Annotated in this window: 18 protein-coding genes; 7 read left to right on the top strand and 11 right to left on the bottom strand. The window is 70.9% G+C overall.

Translation table 11 applies throughout. The features are described from left to right. Window positions 1-98 precede the first annotated feature (98 nt). From B0B15_RS00510 to B0B15_RS00520, 3 genes are all read right to left on the bottom strand, one after another. Window positions 99-1,280 carry an ROK family transcriptional regulator gene (locus B0B15_RS00510; RefSeq protein ID WP_076672797.1) on the bottom strand — a complete coding sequence of 394 codons (1,182 nt, stop codon included), beginning with the start codon at window positions 1,278-1,280 and terminating at the stop codon, window positions 99-101. A 101-nt stretch (window positions 1,281-1,381) separates the two neighbouring features. Further along, on the bottom strand, window positions 1,382-2,434 hold the full coding sequence (locus B0B15_RS00515) for an ABC transporter permease (RefSeq protein WP_076672798.1): 1,053 nt from the start codon (window positions 2,432-2,434) through the stop codon (window positions 1,382-1,384). Then, window positions 2,431-3,906 carry a sugar ABC transporter ATP-binding protein gene (locus tag B0B15_RS00520; RefSeq protein ID WP_076672799.1) on the bottom strand — a complete coding sequence of 492 codons (1,476 nt, stop codon included), beginning with the start codon at window positions 3,904-3,906 and terminating at the stop codon, window positions 2,431-2,433. Before B0B15_RS00520 ends, B0B15_RS00515 begins: the two co-directional genes overlap by 4 nt. Window positions 3,907-4,207: 301 nt before the next feature. Here B0B15_RS00520 and B0B15_RS00525 point away from each other — a divergent pair, with 301 nt between their 5' ends. The 3 genes from B0B15_RS00525 (at window position 4,208) to B0B15_RS00535 (ending at window position 7,580) form a co-directional block, all read left to right on the top strand. Next, entirely contained in the window at window positions 4,208-5,257 is a 1,050-nt protein-coding gene (locus B0B15_RS00525) for a substrate-binding domain-containing protein (RefSeq protein WP_076672800.1), read from the top strand. A gap of 67 nt (window positions 5,258-5,324) precedes the next feature. Beyond that, window positions 5,325-6,536 carry a Gfo/Idh/MocA family protein gene (locus B0B15_RS00530; RefSeq protein ID WP_218123522.1) on the top strand — a complete coding sequence of 404 codons (1,212 nt, stop codon included), beginning with the start codon at window positions 5,325-5,327 and terminating at the stop codon, window positions 6,534-6,536. A 39-nt stretch (window positions 6,537-6,575) separates the two neighbouring features. Then, window positions 6,576-7,580, top strand: a complete 1,005-nt coding sequence (locus B0B15_RS00535; protein WP_076672801.1) for a sugar phosphate isomerase/epimerase family protein — start codon at window positions 6,576-6,578, stop codon at window positions 7,578-7,580. Window positions 7,581-7,743: 163 nt separating this feature from the next. Here the strand turns inward: B0B15_RS00535 and B0B15_RS00540 are convergent, their stop codons facing one another. Further along, window positions 7,744-8,592, bottom strand: a complete 849-nt coding sequence (locus B0B15_RS00540; RefSeq protein WP_076672802.1) for an alpha/beta fold hydrolase — start codon at window positions 8,590-8,592, stop codon at window positions 7,744-7,746. 120 nt (window positions 8,593-8,712) lie between these two features. On the opposite strand from B0B15_RS00540, the gene B0B15_RS00545 reads away from it, so the two are divergent. The 3 genes from B0B15_RS00545 (at window position 8,713) to B0B15_RS00555 (ending at window position 12,236) form a co-directional block, all read left to right on the top strand. Further along, window positions 8,713-9,174: a MarR family winged helix-turn-helix transcriptional regulator gene (locus B0B15_RS00545; RefSeq protein ID WP_076672803.1), complete on the top strand. Its 462-nt coding sequence runs from the start codon at window positions 8,713-8,715 to the stop codon at window positions 9,172-9,174. Then, window positions 9,171-10,544, top strand: coding sequence for an MFS transporter (locus tag B0B15_RS00550; RefSeq protein ID WP_076672804.1), 1,374 nt, complete (start codon window positions 9,171-9,173; stop codon window positions 10,542-10,544). The genes B0B15_RS00545 and B0B15_RS00550 overlap by 4 nt, the downstream gene beginning before the upstream one ends. 81 nt (window positions 10,545-10,625) lie before the next feature. Beyond that, a complete protein-coding gene (locus tag B0B15_RS00555; protein ID WP_076672805.1) occupies window positions 10,626-12,236 on the top strand; it encodes a DHA2 family efflux MFS transporter permease subunit in 1,611 nt (536 codons plus the stop codon). A gap of 99 nt (window positions 12,237-12,335) precedes the next feature. Here the strand turns inward: B0B15_RS00555 and B0B15_RS00560 are convergent, their stop codons facing one another. The 4 genes from B0B15_RS00560 to B0B15_RS00575 all read right to left on the bottom strand — a co-directional run bounded on the left by B0B15_RS00560 (window position 12,336) and on the right by B0B15_RS00575 (window position 15,187). Next, window positions 12,336-12,647, bottom strand: a complete 312-nt coding sequence (locus B0B15_RS00560; RefSeq protein ID WP_076672806.1) for a winged helix-turn-helix domain-containing protein — start codon at window positions 12,645-12,647, stop codon at window positions 12,336-12,338. After that, window positions 12,644-13,075: a chemotaxis protein CheY gene (locus B0B15_RS00565; protein WP_076672807.1), complete on the bottom strand. Its 432-nt coding sequence runs from the start codon at window positions 13,073-13,075 to the stop codon at window positions 12,644-12,646. The genes B0B15_RS00560 and B0B15_RS00565 overlap by 4 nt, the downstream gene beginning before the upstream one ends. A 160-nt stretch (window positions 13,076-13,235) precedes the next feature. Next, on the bottom strand, window positions 13,236-14,366 hold the full coding sequence (locus B0B15_RS00570; RefSeq protein ID WP_076672808.1) for a Gfo/Idh/MocA family protein: 1,131 nt from the start codon (window positions 14,364-14,366) through the stop codon (window positions 13,236-13,238). Beyond that, window positions 14,363-15,187, bottom strand: coding sequence for a sugar phosphate isomerase/epimerase family protein (locus B0B15_RS00575; protein WP_076672809.1), 825 nt, complete (start codon window positions 15,185-15,187; stop codon window positions 14,363-14,365). Before B0B15_RS00575 ends, B0B15_RS00570 begins: the two co-directional genes overlap by 4 nt. A gap of 104 nt (window positions 15,188-15,291) precedes the next feature. Between B0B15_RS00575 and B0B15_RS00580 the strand changes: the two genes are divergently transcribed. Then, a complete protein-coding gene (locus tag B0B15_RS00580; RefSeq protein WP_083708792.1) occupies window positions 15,292-15,936 on the top strand; it encodes a TetR/AcrR family transcriptional regulator in 645 nt (214 codons plus the stop codon). A gap of 256 nt (window positions 15,937-16,192) precedes the next feature. Here the strand turns inward: B0B15_RS00580 and B0B15_RS00585 are convergent, their stop codons facing one another. The 3 genes from B0B15_RS00585 to B0B15_RS00595 form a co-directional block, all read right to left on the bottom strand. After that, the gene (locus B0B15_RS00585) at window positions 16,193-17,449 is read right to left on the bottom strand and encodes an alpha-hydroxy acid oxidase (protein ID WP_076672810.1); all 1,257 of its coding nucleotides are present in this window, start codon (window positions 17,447-17,449) and stop codon (window positions 16,193-16,195) included. Window positions 17,450-17,512: 63 nt separating this feature from the next. Beyond that, window positions 17,513-18,964, bottom strand: coding sequence for a rhamnulokinase (locus tag B0B15_RS00590; protein WP_076672811.1), 1,452 nt, complete (start codon window positions 18,962-18,964; stop codon window positions 17,513-17,515). Then, entirely contained in the window at window positions 18,961-20,997 is a 2,037-nt protein-coding gene (locus B0B15_RS00595) for a bifunctional rhamnulose-1-phosphate aldolase/short-chain dehydrogenase (protein ID WP_076672812.1), read from the bottom strand. The genes B0B15_RS00590 and B0B15_RS00595 overlap by 4 nt, the downstream gene beginning before the upstream one ends. Window positions 20,998-21,017 lie beyond the last annotated feature (20 nt).

The raw sequence follows: 21,017 nt of genomic DNA on the forward strand, positions 1-21,017 counted from the left end.
GGCGATCGACCCGGAGCCTCCCGCGACGGTGACCGCGCGACGACGGCCCTGCGCATACGCGGCGACGCGGCCTCCGATCCCGCGGGAACCGGCGACCGTCAGGCGGGCAGGAACGCCGTGTTCAGCGACTCCGGAGACAAGGCGTGCTCGATCGCGAGGATGCTCGCCCCGCGCACGCCGGCGTTCTCGGCCGCCACCGACTGCACAATCGAGAGGTACTCCGTCGCCAGCGGCGTCGAGCGCGAGTAGACGACCTCGCGCACCCCGGCGATCAGGTGTTCGCCCACACGGGCCATCGAGCCGCCCACGGCGATCACCGAGGGGTTCATCAGGCTCACGCAGGTGGTCAGCACCTCGCCGATGTCGCGGCCGGCCTGCCGTACCGCCTGGATCGCGTCGATGTTGCCGCGCTTGACCAGATCGACCACATCGGAACCGCTGTGCGCATCGATGCCCTGCGTTCGCAGGGCCCGCGCGATGGCAGGACCGGATGCCAGGGCCTCGAGGCACCCGCGATTGCCGCACTGGCACGGGATGTCGGCGCCGCGCGCCACCTGCACGTGACCGATGTCGCCGGCGATGCCCTGCGCACCGCGCTGGAGCCGACCGTCGGAGATGATGCCGGTGCCGATGCCCGTGGCCACCTTGACGAACATCAGGTGCTCGACGCCCGGCCACGACGACACCTGCTCCCCGAGCGCCATGATGTTCACGTCGTTGTCGACGAGCACGGGCACGGGCAGGTGGTCGAAGATCCACCCCGGGATGTCGAAGCGGTCCCAGCCGGGCATGATGGGCGGGTTCACGGGTTGTCCGGTCGAGTGCTCGACCGGACCCGGGACGCCGATGCCCATCGCCACCACGTCCGAGACCGAGCGCTGGACCGACGCCAGCAGGTCGCGCGCGCCGTCGACCAGCCACGTCAGCACGGGAACCGGGCCCAGTGTCACGTCCAGTGCCGCGCTGGTCTCGGCCAGGACCGTGCCGGCGAGATCGACGATCGCCACCGTGGCGTGCGAGGCGCCGATGTCGGCCGCCACGACGACCTTCGCGGCCGGATTGATCGCGAACTGCGACGGGGGCCGTCCACCCGTGCTGACCGCGTCCGCCACCGGCGTGATCAAGCCCATGCGCATGAGCTCGTCGACGCGGACGGCCACCGTGGAGCGGGCGAGCCCCGTCGACTTGGCGAGCTCGGCGCGCGTGCGGGGGATCCCGTCGCGCAGCAGCTGGAAGAGCTGCCCCGCGCCGTTCCCGGTCTGCACGGAATCTGTGCTCATCCTCTTCACGCCCTCAGTACACCATCAGTTGCTATCGACACGATCCACAAGCCGACGGCGACTGCGCGGAAAGCGCAGTCACCGTCGGCGGAAGTCGCGCCTCAGCCCCGCCCCGGCGGGCGGGAGAAGCGCTGCTGCAGAAGCACTGCGACGACGATGATGACACCTTTCGCGACGGCCTGGACCGACGACGACAGGTTGTTCTGGATGAACACGTTCGTGAGCGTCGCGAAGATGAGGACACCGAACACCGTGCCGGTGATGGTCCCGCGGCCACCCACGAGCAGCGTGCCGCCCACGACGACGGCGGCGATCACGTCCAGTTCGAGCAGCAGGCCATTCGTCGAGCTGCCGGCCGTCGTGCGGCCCAGGAACATGACACCGGCGATTCCCGAGGCGAAGCCCACGAGGACGTAGAGCCACATGACGTGACGACGCACGTCGATGCCGGCCAGGCGCGCGGCCTCGCGATTGCCGCCGATCGCCACCGTGCGACGCCCGAACGTCGTGCGGTTCAGCAGCACCCATCCGAGCACGGCGACGATGAGGAAGATCCAGATGAGCATGTTGACGCCGAGGATGTCGGCATTCATGAACGTGATGAATCCGCGGTCCTGCACCACCAGGGTGCGTCGCTCGGCGAGGATCTCGGCGAGGCCCCGCGCCCCGACGAGCATCGCGAGGGTCGCCATGAAGGCGACGACGTTGCCGTACGCGATGACGATGCCGTTGATGAGCCCGGCCACCGCGCCCACCGCGAGGGCGAGGAGCACGAAGACGACCCAGTGCATCGAGTCGGCGAGGTCCTGCACGACGGCGAGCGTGCCCACCACGGAGGCAAGGCCCGTCACCGAACCGACGGAGAGGTCGATACCCCCGGCGATGATGACCAGGGTCATGGCCACGGCGATCACGCCCACGATCGAGGCCTGTCGGAGGATGACGAAGACGTTGTCGACGGTGAGGAAGGTGCCGGGCGCAGTGATGGCCCCGACGATGAACATCACCAGCAGCGCGATGACGAGACCGACGTTGCGCCCGGCGGAGCCGGAGAAGAACGCCCGCAACGGCGACGCCGCGGTCGGGGGAGCCGGTGTCGCACCGGCGGAGGCGGGAACCGTGCGCGCACGGGTCGGGGTGGTCGGCTCGCTCACGCGGCAGTTCCTTTCATGACGAGGTCGAGCACGCCGTGCTCGTCGATCTGATGCGAGGGGAGGGTGCGCAGGATGCGGCCGTCGGCGACCACGAGCACCGTGTCGGCGAGACCGAGCACCTCTTCGATCTCGCTCGAGACCACGACGACGGCGTTGCCGGCGGCGGCCAGGTCGCGGATGAGGGCGTAGATCTCGGCACGGGCACCGACGTCGACGCCGCGCGTGGGCTCGTCCAGAAGCAGGACGCTCGTGCCGTGCACGATCCAGCGGGCGAGGAGGATCTTCTGCTGATTGCCGCCCGACAGGGTGCGGGCGGGTCGGTCGGGGTCGGCGGGGCGCAGCTCGAACGCGTCGATCTGCTGGCGCGCGACCGCACGGGCGGCACGATCGTCGAGGAACCCACTCTTGGCGAAGCGGGCCATCGATGCCAGCGCGATGTTGACGAAGATCGGCTCGTCGAGCACGAGTCCCTGACTCTTGCGCTCCTCGGGAGACAGACCCATCCCCGCACCGACCGCGGCGTGCACCGAGCCGCGAGGCAGCACCCGGTCGCGTACCGACACGCGTCCGGCCGACGACTTGCGGGCTCCGTACACGGTCTCGAGGATCTCCGAGCGTCCCGATCCGACCAGACCCGCGAGTCCGACCACCTCGCCGGCGCGCACCGAGAACGACACGTCCGAGAAGACGCCGTTCAGCGCCAGCCCGTGAACGTCGAGCACGACGGGGGCGTCGGGCTCGATCGGCTTGCGCTCGGGGAAGACGTTGGCGATCTCGCGGCCGGTCATGAGGCGGATGAGTTCGGCCGTGGGGGTGTCCGCCACGGGGAGGCCGACCGCCGTCGTCCTGCCGTCTTTGAGCACGGTGATGCGGTCGCCGATCTCGCGGATCTCCTCGAGCCGGTGGGTGATGTAGACCACCGCGATCCCGGATGCCGTCAGTTCGCGCACCACCGCGAAGAGGTTCTTGACCTCCTCGGTGTCGAGCACCGCGGAGGGCTCGTCCATGATGATGAGCTTGATGTCGTGCGACAGCGCGCGGGCCATGCTGACGATCTGCTTGTTGGCCGCGCTGAGAGTGCCGACCTCGGTGTGCGGCGGGAATGAGGCATGCCCCAGTCGGCGCAACAGTTCGGTGGTCCGGCGGGCGGCCTCGCGTCGCTGCGTGAAGCCGCCCCGCGACAGCTCGTGGCCCAGGAAGATGTTCTCGGCCACGGTCAGGCCGTCGACGACGTCGAGCTCCTGATACATCGTGGCGATCCCCATCTCGATGGCCGCGTCGGGGTCGGCGATCTCCACCGCGTCCCCGAGCCAGACGATCTCGCCGCCGTCGGGGCGGTGGACGCCGGCGAGCGTTTTGATGAGCGTCGACTTGCCGGCGCCGTTCTGCCCGAGCACGCAGTGCACCTCGCCGGCGACGATGTCGAGGTCGACGCCGCGGAGGGCCTGCACCCCGGCGAACGACTTGGTCACTCCTCGGACGGTGAGTAATGACTTCTCATGGTCAACTTTGATCACGCCGCGAACATAACACGCGCCTCCGCGCAGCGCGACACCCGGACGGGGATCGTGCGGAAGCCGCATAAACCCGGTCTATGACCCGCATGGTCGCGTCATTGCGGCTTTCTCCCCCCTTTTCGGCTTTTGACGATCAGCAAACAAAAGTTGACAGTTGCTTTGTTTGTTCTGCTAGCGTGAGCCGCGTCATCGTGGACTCCTCCTCGGATCAGGGGCCGCGACGGCGCCTGCCGCATCACATTCAAGGAGGAAAGACATGCGCTCACAGCTGACCACGCGCTCCCGCCTGATCCTGACGGGAACCGCCTTCGTGGCCGCCGTCGGCCTGCTCGCCGGGTGCACCGGCTCGAGCAACGACGGCGAGGACATCGTCGACCAGGGCACCACCACCGAGGAGAACGCCGCGACCGGCGACACCGTGACCATCGGCTTCTCCGGTCCCGCGGCGGACCACGGCTGGCTCGGCGCCATCAACTCCGGCGCCCAGGCCGCGGGCGACAGCTTCTCCGACGTGGACCTGCAGGTGGCCGAGGGGACCAACGACGTCAACGCGCAGATCGCGGCGGTCGAGACCTTCATCAACAACAAGGTGGATGCCATCGTGCTGCTGCCGAGCGACGGCGCCGCCCTGACCGAGGTCGCCATCAAGGCGATGAACGCCGGCATCCCCGTCATCAACGTCGACCGCGAGTTCTCGAGCCCCTTCGCCGCCCGCTCGACCGTCCTCGGCGACAACTACGGCATGGGCGTCAGCGCCGGCACGTACATCTGCGAGCAACTCAGCGGCCAGAGCGACGCGGTGGTCGCCGAGATCGCCGGCATCGATTCGCTCCCCCTCACGCAGGACCGCTCCGCAGGCTTCGCCGACGCTCTGTCGGACTGCGGCCTCGAAGTGGGTCCGCGCGTCGCCGCAGACTTCACGGTGCAGGGCGGCGAGTCGGCCACCTCGCAGCTGCTGTCGGCCAACCCGAAGATCGACGCCATCTGGAACCACGACGACGACCAGGGCATCGGCGTGCTGGCCGCCATCACCGCCGCCGGCCGCGACGAGTTCTTCATGGTGGGCGGTGCGGGCAGCCGCAACGCCATGGAGGCCATCCAGGCCGGCGACACCCCGCTGCAGGCCACGGTCATCTACCCCTCGACCCAGGCCGCCGACGGCATCGCCCTTGCGCGCCTCATCGCCCAGGGCAAGACCGCGGGAGACCTCATCACCCCGAGCGTGCCGAACCGCATCGTGCTGGACGCACCGGTGGTGACGAAGGACAACGTCGACTCGTACATCGACCTGGCGTTCGAGTCCTGATGCGCCCGGGGCGTCCACGGTCACCGCGGGCGCCCCTCTCCCCTCCCGCCGACGAAAGGCTCCGATCATGACCCGTCCCCTCCGCATCGCCATGGTCGGCGCCGGTTTCATGGGGGCCGCGCATTCGCAGGGATGGCGCGTGGCCCCCCGCTTCTTCGACCTCCCCCTCTCCCCCGTGATGAGCGTGCTCGTGGGTCGCGACGCCGGCCGCACCGCCGCGGCCGCCGCCACCTGGGGCTGGGACGACAGCGCCACCGACTGGCGCGAGGTCGTCACCCGCGACGACATCGACGTCGTCGACATCGTCACCCCGGGCGACTCCCATGCCGAGATCGCGCTGGCCGCCCTGGCAGCCGGGAAGCACGTGCTGTGCGAGAAGCCGCTGGCCAACACCGTCGACGAGGCCCGTCGCATGAGCGATGCCGCCGCCGACGCCGCGGCGAACGGCATCCGGTCGATGGTCGGGTTCACCTATCGCCGTCTGCCGGCGACCGCCTTCGCCCGCGACCTCGTCGCCGCCGGCCGTCTCGGCGAGATCCGCCAAGTCCGCGCCGAGTATCTGCAGGACTGGCTGAGCGACGCCGAGGCCCCCCTCACCTGGCGCCTGCAGAAGGACCGTGCGGGCTCCGGTGCCCTCGGCGACATCGGCGCCCACGCCGTCGACCTCACCGAATACATCACCGGCCGGCGCCTCACCCGCGTGGCGGGGGTGCTCGAGACGATCGTCGCCGAGCGGCCGGTGCTCGCTGCGTCATCGGGGCTGTCGGGCACGGCGGGGGCCGACCGCGGACCCGTCACCGTGGACGACCTCGCGCTGTTCACGGGGCGACTGGAGGGGGGCGCACTCGCCTCGTTCGAGGCGTCGCGTTTCCGCCTCGGCCGCAAGAACGCTCTGCGCGTCGAGGTCGCAGGATCCCTCGGCGCCCTGTCGTTCGATCTGGAGAGCCCCAACGAGCTGCAGTTCCACGATGCGACGCTGCCGAGCGCCGAGCAGGGGTTCCGTCGCATCCTCGTGACCGAACCGGAGCACCCCTACATGGCCGCGTGGTGGCCGACGGGCCACATGCTCGGGTACGAGCACGGCTTCTCGCACCAGGCGAAGGATTTCGTCGACGCCGTCGCCGCGGGGACCGACCCCCGCCCCTCCTTCGCCGACGGCCTTCACGTGCAGGAGGTGCTGGACGCGGTCGCTCGCAGCTCCGAAGCGGACGGCAGCTGGACGGGCGTGGGCGCCGCGCTCACCTCTCCCTCCCCCGACCGTGCGTTCGCGGCATCCTGAACCGTCTCTGCGGACCACCACCCACGAAAGGACGGCGCGATGACGCGACCGATCACCCTCTTCACCGGCCAGTGGGCCGACCTGCCCTTCGACGAAGTCGCCCGCCTCGCCGGGGAGTGGGGCTACGACGGCCTCGAGATCGCCTGCTGGGGCGACCATCTCGACCCGTGGCGCTGGGACGACGACGACTACGTCCAGGGCAAGCTCGACGTGCTCGAGCGCAACGGCCTGAAGGCGTGGACGATCTCGAACCACCTCAAGGGCCAGGTCGTGTGCGACGACCCGATCGACCAGCGTCACCGCGACATCGTCTCGGACCGCGTGTGGGGCGACGGCGACCCCGAGGGCGTGCGCCGACGCGCCGCCGAGGAACTGAAGAACACCGCGCGGCTGGCATCCAAGCTGGGGGTGAAGACCGTCACGGGCTTCACCGGGTCGAGCATCTGGAAGTACGTCGCGATGTTCCCGCCCGCCACAGAGGAGATGGTGGATGCCGGCTACCGCGATTTCGCCGATCGGTGGAACCCCATTCTCGACGTCTTCGACGAGGTCGGCGTGCGCTTCGCGCACGAGGTGCACCCCTCGGAGATCGCGTACGACTACTGGACGACGAAGCGGGCGCTGGACGCCATCGGGCATCGCGAGGCGTTCGGGCTCAACTGGGACCCCTCGCACATGGTGTGGCAGGACATCGATCCGGTCGCATTCTTGTGGGACTTCCAGGACAAGATCTTCCACGTGCACTGCAAGGACACGAAGAAACGGCTGACGAACGGACGCAACGGCCGGCTCTCGTCGCACCTGCCGTGGGCGGATCCCCGCCGTGGCTGGGACTTCATCTCCACCGGTCACGGTGACGTGCCGTGGGAGGACGCCTTCCGCATGCTCAACGCCATCGGGTACGAGGGGCCGCTGTCGGTGGAGTGGGAGGACGCCGGGATGGACCGGCTCGTGGGGGCACCGGAGGCGCTCGCCTTCGTGCAGCGGATGTCGTCGTACGAGCCGTCGGGGGCGGCGTTCGACGCGGCGTTCAGTCGGCGCTGATCGGGGGGATCAGCCGGAAGCGAAAAGGAGGGCCGAGTGCGCACGCACTCGGCCCTCCGCCGTACAGGGGTTCGGGGATCGGACCCTTCGACAGGCTCAGCGTCGTGCGCCGCACGCGGAGCCGGGACTGTTCGACGAGCACAGGGCCCTGGGGGCGGGACGGTCAGTCCCGCGCCGGCATCCGCCGGTCGAGCCAGGCGAGCAGATCCGCGCGCACGGCGGCCTGCTCCCGCTCCGCGAAGATCTCGTGCCGCGCGCCCGGGTACACCAGCGTCGTGACGTCGGTGAGGCCCGACCGCTCGCGGTAGGCGTCGGCCAGTCGGTGCACGCTCCGCGGGCCGCCCACGGTGTCGTCGCGCCCGACCATCAGCAGCATCGGCACGTCACGGCCGAGGTCGCGACGGGGACGACCGAAGAGCTTGGCCGCCTCGATGGGCCCGAACAGCTTCATCAACGGCTCCGAGGTCGTCAGCGGGTCGGCGACGAAATCGCGCCCCACCTGCTCGTCGCTCGAGAGCCACTCCATCCCCGATCCGCGCAGGTGCTTCCAGGGGGCGTTGAGGTCGCCGGCGTTCAGCGCTCCCGGCCAGCGCAGGGCCGATCCGCTCAACACGACGGCGTCGTAGGCGTCCGGATGCCGGTCCAGCAGCATCTGCGCGAGGAACGACCCCCACGAGTGCCCGAGGAGGACGAGCGGCAGATCGGGGTGCGCCTCGCGAATGCGCTGCGTGAGGGTCCACACCGCGTCGCGTGCGGCGCCGAGCCCACCCGGTCCGAGCCGCCCGAGGCGCCGGTGATCGCCGCCCCATTGCCGCAGTCCGGTGCGCCCGTGACCGCGGTGATCGTCGGCGTAGACCGTGTAGCCGTCGGCGACGAGAGCCTCGATGAGGGCGCCGTAGCGGCCTGCGTGCTCCCCGACCCCGTGGAGCAGTTGCACCACGGCCCGCGGCTCCGCCGCCTCGTGGACGTCGTAGACGATCGGGATGCCGTAGGCGTCGACGAACTCGGGCATGCGCCGAGTTTAGGGGCCGACGCGTCCTCGGCGGGCGGCCGGAACGCGCGACCGGGCGGCCGCGAAGCGCGGCATCCATTCCGTTAGCAAGACTAATGAGCTACCCTCATGGTCAGGAACATGAATGATCGCGTCGACGAATCCCCCCTTCCCGACCGGAGTCATGACTTCAGCGCCGCGGCCTCCGAGCTGCGCATGGCCACGTTCCGTCTGGCCCGCCGCCTTCGGGCGCAGCGGGCCGTGGACACCATGAGCGACGGGCAGTTCGCCGTCCTCGCGGCTCTCACAGTTCACGGCGCGCACACGCTCGGCCAGCTGGCCGACCGCGAGCGCGTCACCGCACCGTCGATGAACCGCACGGTGTCCCTGCTCGAGGAAGCGGGCTATGTCAGCCGCATCCCCGACGAGGTCGATCGTCGCCGCGTGACGATCGACCTCACCGACTTCGGGCGCACGATCGTCGACGAGACCGTCCGACGCCGTGACGCCTTCGTGGAGGAGGCTCTCGCCGAGCTCACCCCCGAGGAACGCGACACGCTGGCCCGTGCCGCGGTGGTCATGAGGAAGGTGGCCGACAGATGAGCACGTCGATGTTCCGGTCGCTGTCGATCTTCAACTACCGCGTCTGGTTCATCGGGGCTCTGGTCTCCAACATCGGTGCGTGGATGCAGGCGACCGCCCAGAACTGGGTCGTGCTCACCCAGCTCACCGACAACGACGCGGCCGCCATGGGCGTGACCATGGCCCTGCAGTTCGCCCCGCCGCTCCTGCTCGTGAGCGTGACGGGGTGGGTCGCCGACCGCTTCGATCGGCGCAAGCTCATCATGTGTACGCAGTCGGCTCTGCTGCTGCTGGCCGTGACCCTCGGCATCCTGCTGCTGACCGGGGTGATGACCCTGCCGATGATGTTCGGCTTCGCCCTGGCTCTCGGCATCGTCACCGCGTTCGACAACCCCGCCCGTCAGGCGTTCGTGTCCGATGTGGTCGCCCAGGAGAACGCCTCGAACGCCGTCGCCCTGAACGCCGCGTCGTTCAACACCGCGCGCCTGATCGGACCGGCGGTGGCCGGCGTCATGATCGTCGCGATCGGGACCGGGTGGGTGTTCCTCGTCAACGCGTTCACGTTCCTCGCCATGATCACCGCCCTGCTGATCATGCGTCCGCACGAGCTGGTGGCGCACCACCGCCGGGGCGGGCCCGCGCGTCTGGCAGACGGCTTCCGCTACGTCGCCCATCGACCGGACCTCGTCGTGATCTTCGTCATGGTCTTCCTGCTCGGCGCGTTCGGCATGAACTTCCCGATCTTCGCGTCGACCATGGCGCTCGCCTTCGGACGCGGCGCCGACGGCTTCGGTCTGCTGAGCTCGTTCGTGGCGATCGGGTCCCTCACCGGCGCCCTCCTGGCCGCACGCCGCGAGCGCGCCCGCATGCGCGTGGTGATCCTGGGCGCGGGCGGCTTCGCCGTGGCATCCGCCCTCTCGGTCTTCGCCCCCTCGTACGAGGCGTACGCAGCGACGCTCGTGTTCACCGGCTTCTGCGTCGTGACCACCCTGACCACGGCGAACGGCTACGTGCAGACGACCACCGACCCCGCCCTGCGCGGGCGCGTGCTCGCGCTGTACATGGCGATCCTCCTGGGCGGCACCCCCGTCGGCGCGCCCATCGTCGGCGCCGTGGCCGCCGAGTTCGGCCCGCGGGTTGCGATCGCCCTGGCGGCCGGCGTCGCGCTCGTCGCGTGCGGCATCGGCATCACGTGGACCCTCGCCTCGGGCCGCGTGCACCGTCACGACACGAAGCGGTTCCGCCTCACCATCGACGAGACGCGGCCGATCGCGACCGTGACGCCCGAGCCCGAGGACTTCAGCGACGAGATCGCCGGAACGACGCCCATCCCGCTTCCGCCGGGCGAGAGGCCGACGCCGGCGACGCCCCGTCCGCGCCACGGCCACTGAGGTCCCGTTCGCGGTCGACTGCGAGCAGCACCGACGGCGCAAGCCCTTTCCCTCGATAATCTAGCTAGATAATCTAGCGAGATGTCCGGAATCATGGCAGGGCGCCGCTGGGCGGGCCTCGTCTTCATCAGCATCGCCGTGTCGCTGATCATCGTCGATTCGACGATCGTCAACGTCGCCGTGCCCTCGATCGTCGAAGAGCTGAAGATCTCCTCGACCGAGGTGCAGTGGGTCCAGGAGGCCTACACCCTCGTCTTCGCCTCGCTGCTGCTGGTCTTCGGCAGCCTCGCCGACCGCTTCGGCCGACGCCGCCTCATGCTCGTGGGCGTCGTCGTCTTCGCCGCGGCCTCGATCGCGGCCGCTCTCGTCCCGAGCGGGGGCCTGCTCATCCTCGCCCGCCTCGCGCAGGGCGTGGGCGGGTCGATGATCCTGCCGACCACGTTGTCGATCATCAACGCCACCTTCCGCGGTCGCGAGCGCGGCATCGCCTTCGCGGTGTGGGGCTCCACGATCGGCGGCATGGCGGCCGTCGGCCCCCTGCTCGGAGGGTGGCTCACGACCGCCTTCTCGTGGCGGTGGGCGTTCGGCATCAACATCCCGCTCGGCGTCATCATCGTGGTCGGCGTGCTCCTCACCGTCGCCGAGTCGCGCAGCGACCGCGTGGAGCGCATCGACGGCGTCGGCGCCCTGCTATCGGTGCTGACCATGGCGCCTCTCGTGTTCGGCCTCATCGAAGGACGCACCTACGGCTGGTGGACGCTCGACACCGCGCCCCGCATCGGCGACTGGACCTGGCCACTGGGCCTGTCTCCGGTCCCCCTCGCCTTCGCCGTCGCGCTCGTCGCCCTGGTCGCCTTCATCGCGTGGGGTCTGCGCCGCCAGCGTCGCGGCGAGTCCACCCTGCTCGCCTTCGGACTGTTCCGCATCGCCTCCTTCCGCAATGGCAACCTCGCCGCCGCAGTGGTCTCGCTGGGAGAATTCGGCATCATCCTCGCCCTGCCGCTCTGGCTGCAGTTCGTCGTCGGCTTCGACGCGCTGCAGACCGGTCTGCTGCTGCTCTCGCTGGCCGTCGGCTCGTTCGTGGCGAGCGGCATCGCCGGGGCGTTGAGCGGCCGCGTCGCCCCGGTCTGGATCGTGCGCGGCGGCTTGCTCGCGGAGATCGTCGGCGTTGCGGGTGTCGCCCTCACGATCGGCCCGGATGCCACCTGGGGGCCGCTCGTCCCCTTCCTCTTCGTCTACGGGGTCGGTGTCGGACTCGCCACCGCGCAGCTCACGGGCGTGGTGCTCGCGGAGGTCCCCCCGGCGGCCAGCGGGCAGGCCTCGGGCACCCAGTCGACCTCGCGGCAGTTGGGTGCCGCCCTCGGCGTCGCGGTCCTCGGCACCGTACTCTTCTCGACCACGGCGGGGGTGCTGGCCGCCACGCTCGACGACCGCGGCATCCCGGCCGCCGAGCGCGATCAGGTGGTGTCGCAGGTCGTCGACAGCGCGGGAGCGGCGATCGCGGGCCTGGCCGCCTCGCCCGAGACGCAGGACCTGGCGATCAACGCGCGGGCCGCGTTCAGTGACGGAACCCGCGCGGCCGCGTTCACGGCGGCGGGATTCCTCGTGCTCGGGCTCGCCTCGACGGCGACCCTCGGCGCGGGCGCCCGACGTCGATCACCGGCCGAGGAGAGCGTCGACGCGGGGGCGTGAGCGGGGCCGGGGCGCCGGCGGGCGGGGACGGGAGCGTCCCTGCCCGCCTCGCGCCTCGGCCGACCCCGCGCGCGGGCGGTGCGTCGCCGCACGACCCGCTCAGTCGGGAATGCCGGCGATCTCGCGCAGCGCCGCGAGGTGGCTCCGCCAGGCCGAGCGCCCCTCCGTGGTCATCGTCAGCGAGGTGCGCGGCATCTTGCCCGCGAAGGACTTGCCCACCGAGAGGTACCCGGCGGCCTCGAGCGCGGAGACCTGCTTGCTCAGCGCCGAATCCGTGATCTCGACGGCATCGCGCACCTCCCGGAAGCCGAGGGTCGTGGCCCGGTCGAGTGCGGCCATGATCGAGAAGCGCACGGCGTTCTGCAGCAGGTCGTCGAGCCGATGACGGGGGTGCTGCGGCGCCAGGGTCACGAGCGGGCCTCGCGGGCCGCGCAGACCAGGGCCACGGCGAGCACGAGCCCCGAGGCCACGCCCGCAAGCAGCACCGAGCCGTGCGCCCAGATGACCACCGACAACGCGATCGCGTACGAGACGAACCAGCTCGCGATGTAGGCGGTCCACCGCCGGCTGCGGGCGAAGGCGGAGCGGCCCTGGATGCTGATGACGAAGAAGAGCAGCAGGGCGAAGGTCACGGCCAGGGTGCCGACGTAGGCGAGACCGAACGCGTCACCGGTGGCGAGGGCCATCGCGAACGTGCCCATCGAGGTCGCCACGCCCAGGGCGACGATGAAGGTGATGTACGGCCAGCGGGTCGCGTCGTGGGCGGACCGGCTGAGCCGAGCGGCCAGATCGAGGAGGAGGCGCGCTTCGGGGGCGGTGACGGCGGAGGGGGTGTCCATGGGGACTCCTTTCGATGCTCCCATCCTCGCAACCACTTTCCATTTGTGCAAGTACTTTCCCACTTGCGGATTGACGGACGGCAGGTCGCACCCCGCAGCCGATCACCCGCACCCCGTCCCACCCCGCGGGCGGGGCGCACCGCCGACGGGAGCTCCGCGCTCAGAGCGTGCGGGCGAACGGGTCCATGTCGCGTGGTACGACCGGCACCGGAGCCGCCAGGGTGCTCTCGACCGCCACGAAGCCCGCCCCCGCGGCCGATTCCTCGGCCGACAGCAGCACGTCGAGCACGTGGTACCCGAGTTCGCCGGTCGCCACGTGCGGACGGTCTTCGGCGATCGCGCGCACCATGTCGAGAAGCCCGAGACCGCGGCCGACCACGACCCCCTCCTGCGCGACGGGGATGCGCTCCTGCTCCGGACGCACGTCGTCGAGAAGCACCCCGAGGGGCTCGATCCGGCTGATCTCGCCCCGGAAGTGGTTGGGATCGGGCAGGAAAAGCGAGCCCCGCGTCCCGTGCACCTCGAGCACCCCGGCGCGCTCGAGCGCGGAGTCGAAGCTGAACAGCGCCTGCGCCTGCTGCCCGCTCTCGAACGACAGGACGAGTTGCACCGTCGTGTCGACCTCGACGTCGAAGAGGTCGCCCGCGGCCGGCCCGGTGTGGATGCGGCGCTGCGCGCGCGGACGCGAGCCGATCGCGGCGACCCCATCGACCGGACCGAAAAGGCTGACCAGAGCCGACACGTAGTACGGCCCCATGTCGAGCAGGGGTCCCGCCCCGCGGGCGAAGAGGAACTGCGGTCCCGGGTGCCAGAGGTCGGGACCCTGCGTCTGGAACGCCGCCTGCGCGAACAGCGTCTCGCCGATCGCGCCCTCGAGGATCGCCCGCTTGGCCGACTGGAAGCCGGGGCCGAGGAGGGTGTCGGGCGCCGATCCGATGCGCAGCCCCGCCGCCTCGGCATCCCGCAGCAGGTGCGCGGTGCTCTCGCGATCGAGGCCGAGCGGCTTCTCGGTCCACACGTGCTTGCCTGCGGCGATCGCTGCGGCCGAGACCTCGACGTGCACCGCGGGGATCGTCAGGTTGACGACGATCTGCACGTCGGGGTGCGCGAGCACGTCGTCGGCGGTCCCCCAGGCGGGCACGCCGTACTGCTCGGCCTGAGCGCGGGCCCGCTCGGCGACCAGGTCGCCGACGATCAGGACGGCGACATCCGGGAACGAGGTCAGGTTCGCGAGGTAGGTGTCGCTGATGACGCCCGCACCGATGATGCCCACGCCCACGGGGGCGCTCACGCGGCCAGCCCCTTCTCGAGCAGGAACGCGTAGCTCGCGGCGATGTCGTCGAACACGTCGCCAGGCGACCGGTCGTACTCGATGACGGCCCAGCGGACGGCATCCGTCGCCTGCATCGCCTCGACGAGTGGAACCTCCCCCTCGCCCGGTCGACGCTGGTCGAGGTGACGGGTGACGGTGCGATCGGCGTCGACGCCGAACGGGTTCTCGGCGGGCACGAAACCGTCCTTCACGTGGACGGCCAGCAGCCGCGATCCGAGGCGCTGCGCGAGGGCGGGGACGTCCTGTCCGCCGGTGAGCGCCCAGAACAGGTCGAGCTCGACCGCGACACGCTCGTCGGTGTGCGCCACGACGTGCTCGAGGGCGCTCCGCCCGTCGATGTCGATCAGGAACTCCTGCGCGTGATTGTGGTACCCCACGTTCAGTCCGTACGTGGCGGCGAGGTCGGCGACGGCGTTGAGACGGTCGGCGATCTCGGTCACCCCGTCGAGCGTCGACCAGCGCACGGGCTCGACGAAGGGGTCGATCACCGTCGACAGACCGAGGATGGCCGCCGCCTCCAGCACAGCCTCGGGCTCGGGCGTCGGGATGGAGCCGTCGGGCGTCCACAGCTCGTCGGAGAGGAGCGGCGCGTGACCGGTCGGGGCCGTGAGCCCGCTGGCATCCAGGGCCGCGCGGATCTCGGTCGGCCGGCCGACGAAGTCGAAGGCCTCGACATGACGCAGGCCGATGGCGGCGAGCCGGTCGAGCGACCGGGCCGCATCGGCGCGGAACTCCTCGACCAGGGTGTAGAGCTGCACGGAGGGGATGGGGAGCGACATCGGGCCTTCCTCGTTCGTCGTCGAACGGCGCCCTGGCGGCGCCTCGTGGGAACGCTACCAGAAAACCAACCAGTGGTTGTTTTCCACCGTTCTACACTGGCGGGATGCGGCGCGATGACGACACCCCCGCGGCCGACGGCCCGCCTCCCCCGCTCGACGACGCCGCGGACGAGCGCCTCGGCCGCTCGGGCGCGTACTCGAAAGGCGTGGCGCGGCGGCAGGAGATCCTCGATCGCGCCATCGGCGTCTTCGCCGAACGCGGGGCCGAAGGAGCGTCGCTGCGCAGCATCGCGCGGGCGTTGGGCGTGTCGCACGCCGCCCTCCTGCACTACTTCGACTCCCGCGAGCAGCTGCTGGTCGCCGTCTACGACCACGCGAACCGACAGCGCCCCCCGGCCCCCGATGCGACCGCCCTGTCGTCACTGACCGACGCCGCGGCGCACAACACCTCGGTCCCGGGTCTGGTCGAGCTGTACACGACGCTCGTCGCCGCCTCCCTGAAGGACGACAGCGCGAGCGCGCGTCAGTACTTCTCCGAGCGGTTCGCCCGTCTCCGCGCCGAACTCGCCGAACGACTGCGCCTCGAGCAGGCCGACGGGCGCGTGCGCACCGACGTCGACCCCGACCAGGTCGCCGCTCTACTCATCGCCGCCTCGGACGGGCTGCAGGTGCAGTGGCTCCTCGAGCCGTCGATGCCGCTCGCCGATGTGCTCGGGGCGCTCGGCGGGCTGCTCGCCCCGCCGCGCTGACCCGCGAGGCCGCGCCCGCGGGCGTCGGGCAGACTCCGCGATCCGCACAACCTCCGCTGGATTCCCCCATTCGCGGCCGAGGGTGTGCGAATCACTGAGGGTGAGCCGCCGTTCGCGCCCGTCGCGTCCCGGCCTCGGACGCGCGCGTCGACCGCCCGGTCGAGTGCCGCCACCCCGCGCGTCGCATGTCATACGCGGGCGATAACCCCCGGTCGATCGACCCAGCGCGCCGCCCCGCGCCCGTCGCGACCCGAGGTCAGACGCGGGCGTCGACCGCCTGGTCACCCACCGGCACGAGGCGCGTGAGCTGGGTCACGTGGCGCGGCTCGAGCTCGTCGAGCGAGGAGACGCCGAGCAGGGTCATCGTGCGCTCGATCTCGCTGCGCAGGATCGCGATCGTGCGGTCGACGCCCTGACGCCCGCCCGCCATGAGGCCGTAGAGGTACGCGCGGCCGATCAGTGTGAACTTCGCTCCCAGGGCGATGGATGCCACGATGTCGGCGCCGTTCATGATGCCGGTGTCGACCATGACCGTCGCATCCTTCCCGACCTCGCGCACGACCTTCGGCAGCAGGTGGAACGGGATCGGAGCGCGGTCGAGCTGGCGGCCGCCGTGGTTCGAGAGCACGATGCCGTCGACGCCCAGGTCGACCAGGCGCGCGGCATCCTGCACGTTCTGCACGCCCTTGACGACGATCTTGCCCGGCCACATGCCGCGGATGATGTCGAGGTCGTCGTAGCCGATGGTCGGATCCATCGCCGCGTTCAGCAGCTCGCCGACGGTGCCGCCCGTGGTGCTGAGCGAGGCGAACTCGAGCTTCGGCGTGGTCAGGAAGTCGATCCACCACCACGGACGCGGAATGGCGTTGACGATCGTGCCGACCGTCAGCTGCGGCGGAATCGAGAAGCCGTTGCGCTTGTCGCGCAGGCGCGCGCCCGCGATCGGGGTGTCGACGGTGAACTGCAGGGTGTCGAAGCCGGCCTTGGCCGCGCGCTCGACGAGGCCGTACGAGATGTCGCGCTGCTTCATGACGTACAGCTGGAACCAGTTGCGCCCCACGGGGTTCGCCGCCTTCACGCCCTCGATCGAGGTGGTCCCGAGGGTCGAGAGGGTGAACGGGATGCCGGCGGCCGCGGCCGCGGAGGCCCCCGCGGTCTCCCCCTCCGTCTGCATCAGACGCGTGAAGCCGGTGGGCGCGATGCCGAAGGGCAGCGCCGAGGGCCCGCCGAGAATCTGGCACGAGGTGTCGACGTTCGCCGCGGGGCGCAGGATGTCGGGGTGGAACTCCACGTCCTCGAACGCGCGGCGGGCGCGGTCGAGCGAGAGCTCGCCTTCGGCGGCACCGTCGGTGTAGTCGAAGGCCGCCTTGGGGGTGCGCCGCTTCGCGATGGTGCGCAGGTCGGCGATCGTGAGCGCCGCGTCGAGGCGGCGCTTGCGCGCATCGAGTTCGGGCTTCTTGAACTGCATGAGCTCGAGGAGCTCGCCGACCTTGGGCAGCTGCCGCTGAACCATGGAGATCTCGCTTTCGTGTGGTCTGACCACATAGTACGCCCGCCGAGGTCGGGCAGGAAGGGGTTACGCGCGGGGCTCGAACCGCCGCGGGGGGAACGCGTCGGCCACGCGCCGACGGAGGTCTTCGAGGGTGGGCTCGTCGCCGAAGCAACCGAGGGCACGCGCCTGCACGAGCACGTTGCCCAGCGCCGTCGCCTCGACGGGACCGGCCAGCACCGGGAGTCCGGAACGGTCGGCCGTGGCCTGACAGAGCAGGGCGTTCAGCGCCCCGCCCCCCACCAGGTGCACCACGTCGATCTCGCGACCGGCGAGCCCCGCCGCCGTCCGCAGCGTCTCGGCGAAGGCGCGGGCGATGCTCTCGACGATGATGCGGGCGAACATCGGCCGCTCGGAGGGTCCGGGCACGTCGCGCCCCAACAGCGACGCGATCCGTGCCGGCATGTCACCCGGCGCGGCGAGAGAGGGGTCATTGGCGTCGAACAACCGCCCCGGCGCGGTCACCGCGGCGGCCGCCGCCAGCAGGCGACCCAGATCGACCGGCTTCCCATCCGCCTCCGACCACGACCGCACCGTCTCGCTCAGCAGCCACAGTCCGGTGACGTTGTGCAGGAAGCGCACGCGCCCGTCGACGCCGCCCTCGTTCGTGAAGTTGGCCGCGCGCGCGGCATCCGTCACGATCGGCGCGGGGAGCTCCAGGCCGACCAATCCCCAGGTGCCGCACGAGATGTAGGCGGCATCGGGCGACGACAGCGGCACGGCGACGACGGCCGAGGCCGTGTCGTGCGAGCCGACCGCGATCACGGGCAGCTCCCCGTGCTCGGCGGTCGCGGGTCCGATCGTCCCGCCCGGGTCGACGAGCGGGGGGAGCACGGACGACGGGATGCCGAGCGCCTCGGCGAGCGCCGTATCCCACTCCCCCGTCCGCACGTCGAGCAGGCCCGTCGTGGAGGCGTTCGTCCGCTCGGCGACACGGCGGCCGGTGAGACGCTCGGCGAGGAGGTCGGGGATGAGCAAGCTCGCCTCGGCGGCGGCCAGCTGCGCGTCGGCCGCGTACTGGTACACCGTGTTGAACGGGAGGAACTGCAGGCCGTTGCGGCGGTACAGCTCCTCGAACGGGACGACCGCATGCACGGCATCCACCCCGCGCTCCGTCCGCCCGTCGCGGTAGTGGAACGGCTCGGCCAGCAGTCCGTCCGCGCCCAGCAGCCCGTAGTCGACGGCCCACGAGTCGATGCCGACGCTCTCGATCGACGGTTCCCGCCTCCGCGCCTCGGCCAGCCCCTCGCGCACGTGAGCCCACAAGGCCTCGACGTCCCAGTGCCAGCCGTCGGGCCGCTCGACGGGCCCGTTCGGGAACCGGGCGACCTGCTCGAGCTCGAGCACGTCGTCGCCGACCCGCCCGATCATCACGCGACCGCTGGTCGCGCCGAGGTCGACGGCCGCCACGGCGCGCACACCGGGGCGCACCGTGGACGCGGTCCCGGCTCCGCCTGCGTCCGGCGACGCGCCGCTCATCGCAGGAACGCCGCGGCGACGCCCGAGTCGACGGGGATGTGCAGGCCCGTCGTGCGCGAGAGTTCGGGACCGGTGAGCACGTAGACCGCGTCGGCGACGTTCTCGGGGACGACCTCGCGCTTGAGGATCGTGCGGTTCGCGTAGAACTGGCCGAGGTCCTTCTCGTCGACGCCGTAGGTCGCGGCCCGGTTGGCGCCCCAGCCTGCGGCGAAGATGCCCGATCCGCGCACGACGCCGTCGGGGTTGATGCCGTTCACGCGCACGCCGTGCTCGCCCAGCTCGACCGCGAGCAGGCGCACCTGGTGGGCCTGGTCGGCCTTGGTCGCGGAGTAGGCGATGTTGTTGGGGCCGGCGAAGACGCTGTTCTTGGACGAGATGTAGATGACGTCGCCGCCCATCTTCTGCGCGATGAGCGCCTTCGCCGCGGCCTTGGACACCAGGAACGAGCCCTTCGCCATGACGTCGTGCTGCAGGTCCCAGTCCTTCTCGGTGGTCTCCAGCAGCGGCTTCGACAGCGAGAGCCCTGCGTTGTTCACCACGAGGTCGACGCCGCCGAACGCGAGCACGGTGGCGTCGATCGCCGCCTGCACGCCCTCGGCGTCCGCCACGTTCGCGGCCACGCCGATCGCGACGTCCGTGCCGCCCAACTCGGCCGCCGCCGCCTGCGCCTTCTCGAGGTCGAGGTCGGCGACGACGACGCATGCGCCCTCGGCGGCGAGGCGGGTCGCGATGGCCTTCCCGATCCCGGATGCCGCGCCCGTGACGAACGCGATCCGGCCCTGGTGGGTCTTCGGCTTCGGCATGCGCTGGAGCTTGGCCTCCTCGAGCGTCCAGTACTCGATGCGGAACTTCTCGGCATCCGAGATCGGGGCGTAGGTCGAGAGGGCTTCGGCGCCGCGCATGACGTTGATCGCGTTGACGTAGAACTCCCCCGCCACCCGCGCGGTCTGCTTGTTCGCCCCGTACGAGAACATGCCCACGCCGGGGATCAGCACGATGAGCGGGTCGGCGCCGCGGATGGCCGGGCTGTCGGCGCTGGCGTGCGCGTCGTAGTACGCCTGGTAGTCGGCGCGGTATTCCGCGTGCAGCTCGTGCAGCCGGGCGATCGCGTCCTCGACCGCGGCGTCGGCGGGCAGGTCGAGGATCAGCGGCTTCACCTTGGTGCGCAGGAAGTGGTCGGGGCAGCTCGTGCCGAGCGCGGCGAGGGCGGGAGCCTTCTCGGATGCCAGGAAGTCGAGCACCACGTCGGAGTCGGTGAAGTGGCCGACCATCGGCTTGTCGGTCGAGGCGAGCCCGCGGATCGTCGGGGCGAGCGCCGCCGCCTTCGCGCGGCGTTCGGCCTCGGGCAGGGCTGCGAATCCGTCGCGGACGCCGCCGAACGGCTCGGCGGCACCGTGCTCGTCGATGTAGGCCTGCGCGGTGTCGATGATCCACAGGCTGTTGGTCTCGGCCTCCTCGGAGGTCTCGCCCCACGCCGTGATGCCGTGACCGCCGAGGATCGTGCCGATGGCCTGCGGGTTCCGCTCCTTGATGGCGGCGATGTCCAGGCCCAGCTGGAACCCGGGGCGGCGCCACGGCACCCACACGACCTTGTCGCCGAAGATCTTCGCCGTCAGTTCCTCCCCGTCGGCGGCGGTCGCGATTGCGATGCCCGCGTCGGGGTGCAGGTGGTCGACGTGCGCGGCATCCACGAGCCCGTGCATGGCGGTGTCGATCGACGGGGCCGCACCTCCCTTGCCGTGCAGGCAGTAGTCGAACGCGGCGACCATCTCGTCTTCGCGCTCGATGCCGGGGTAGACGTCGACGAGCGCGCGCATGCGGTCGAGCCGCAGCACCGCGAGGCCCTTCTCGGTGAGCGTGCCGAGGTCGCCGCCCGAGCCCTTGACCCACAGCAGCTCGACGGGCTCGCCGGTGACGGGGTCGATGTCGGTGCCCTTGGCGGACGTGTTGCCGCCGGCGTAGTTGGTGACCTTGGGGTCGGAGCCGAGGCGGTTGCTGCGCGCGACGAGGTCGGCGGCGGTGGAGCTGGTCATGACGTTCCTCACGGGTGAGA

The sequence above is a fragment of the Microbacterium sp. RU1D genome (assembly GCF_900156435.1).
Classification (GTDB): domain Bacteria; phylum Actinomycetota; class Actinomycetes; order Actinomycetales; family Microbacteriaceae; genus Microbacterium.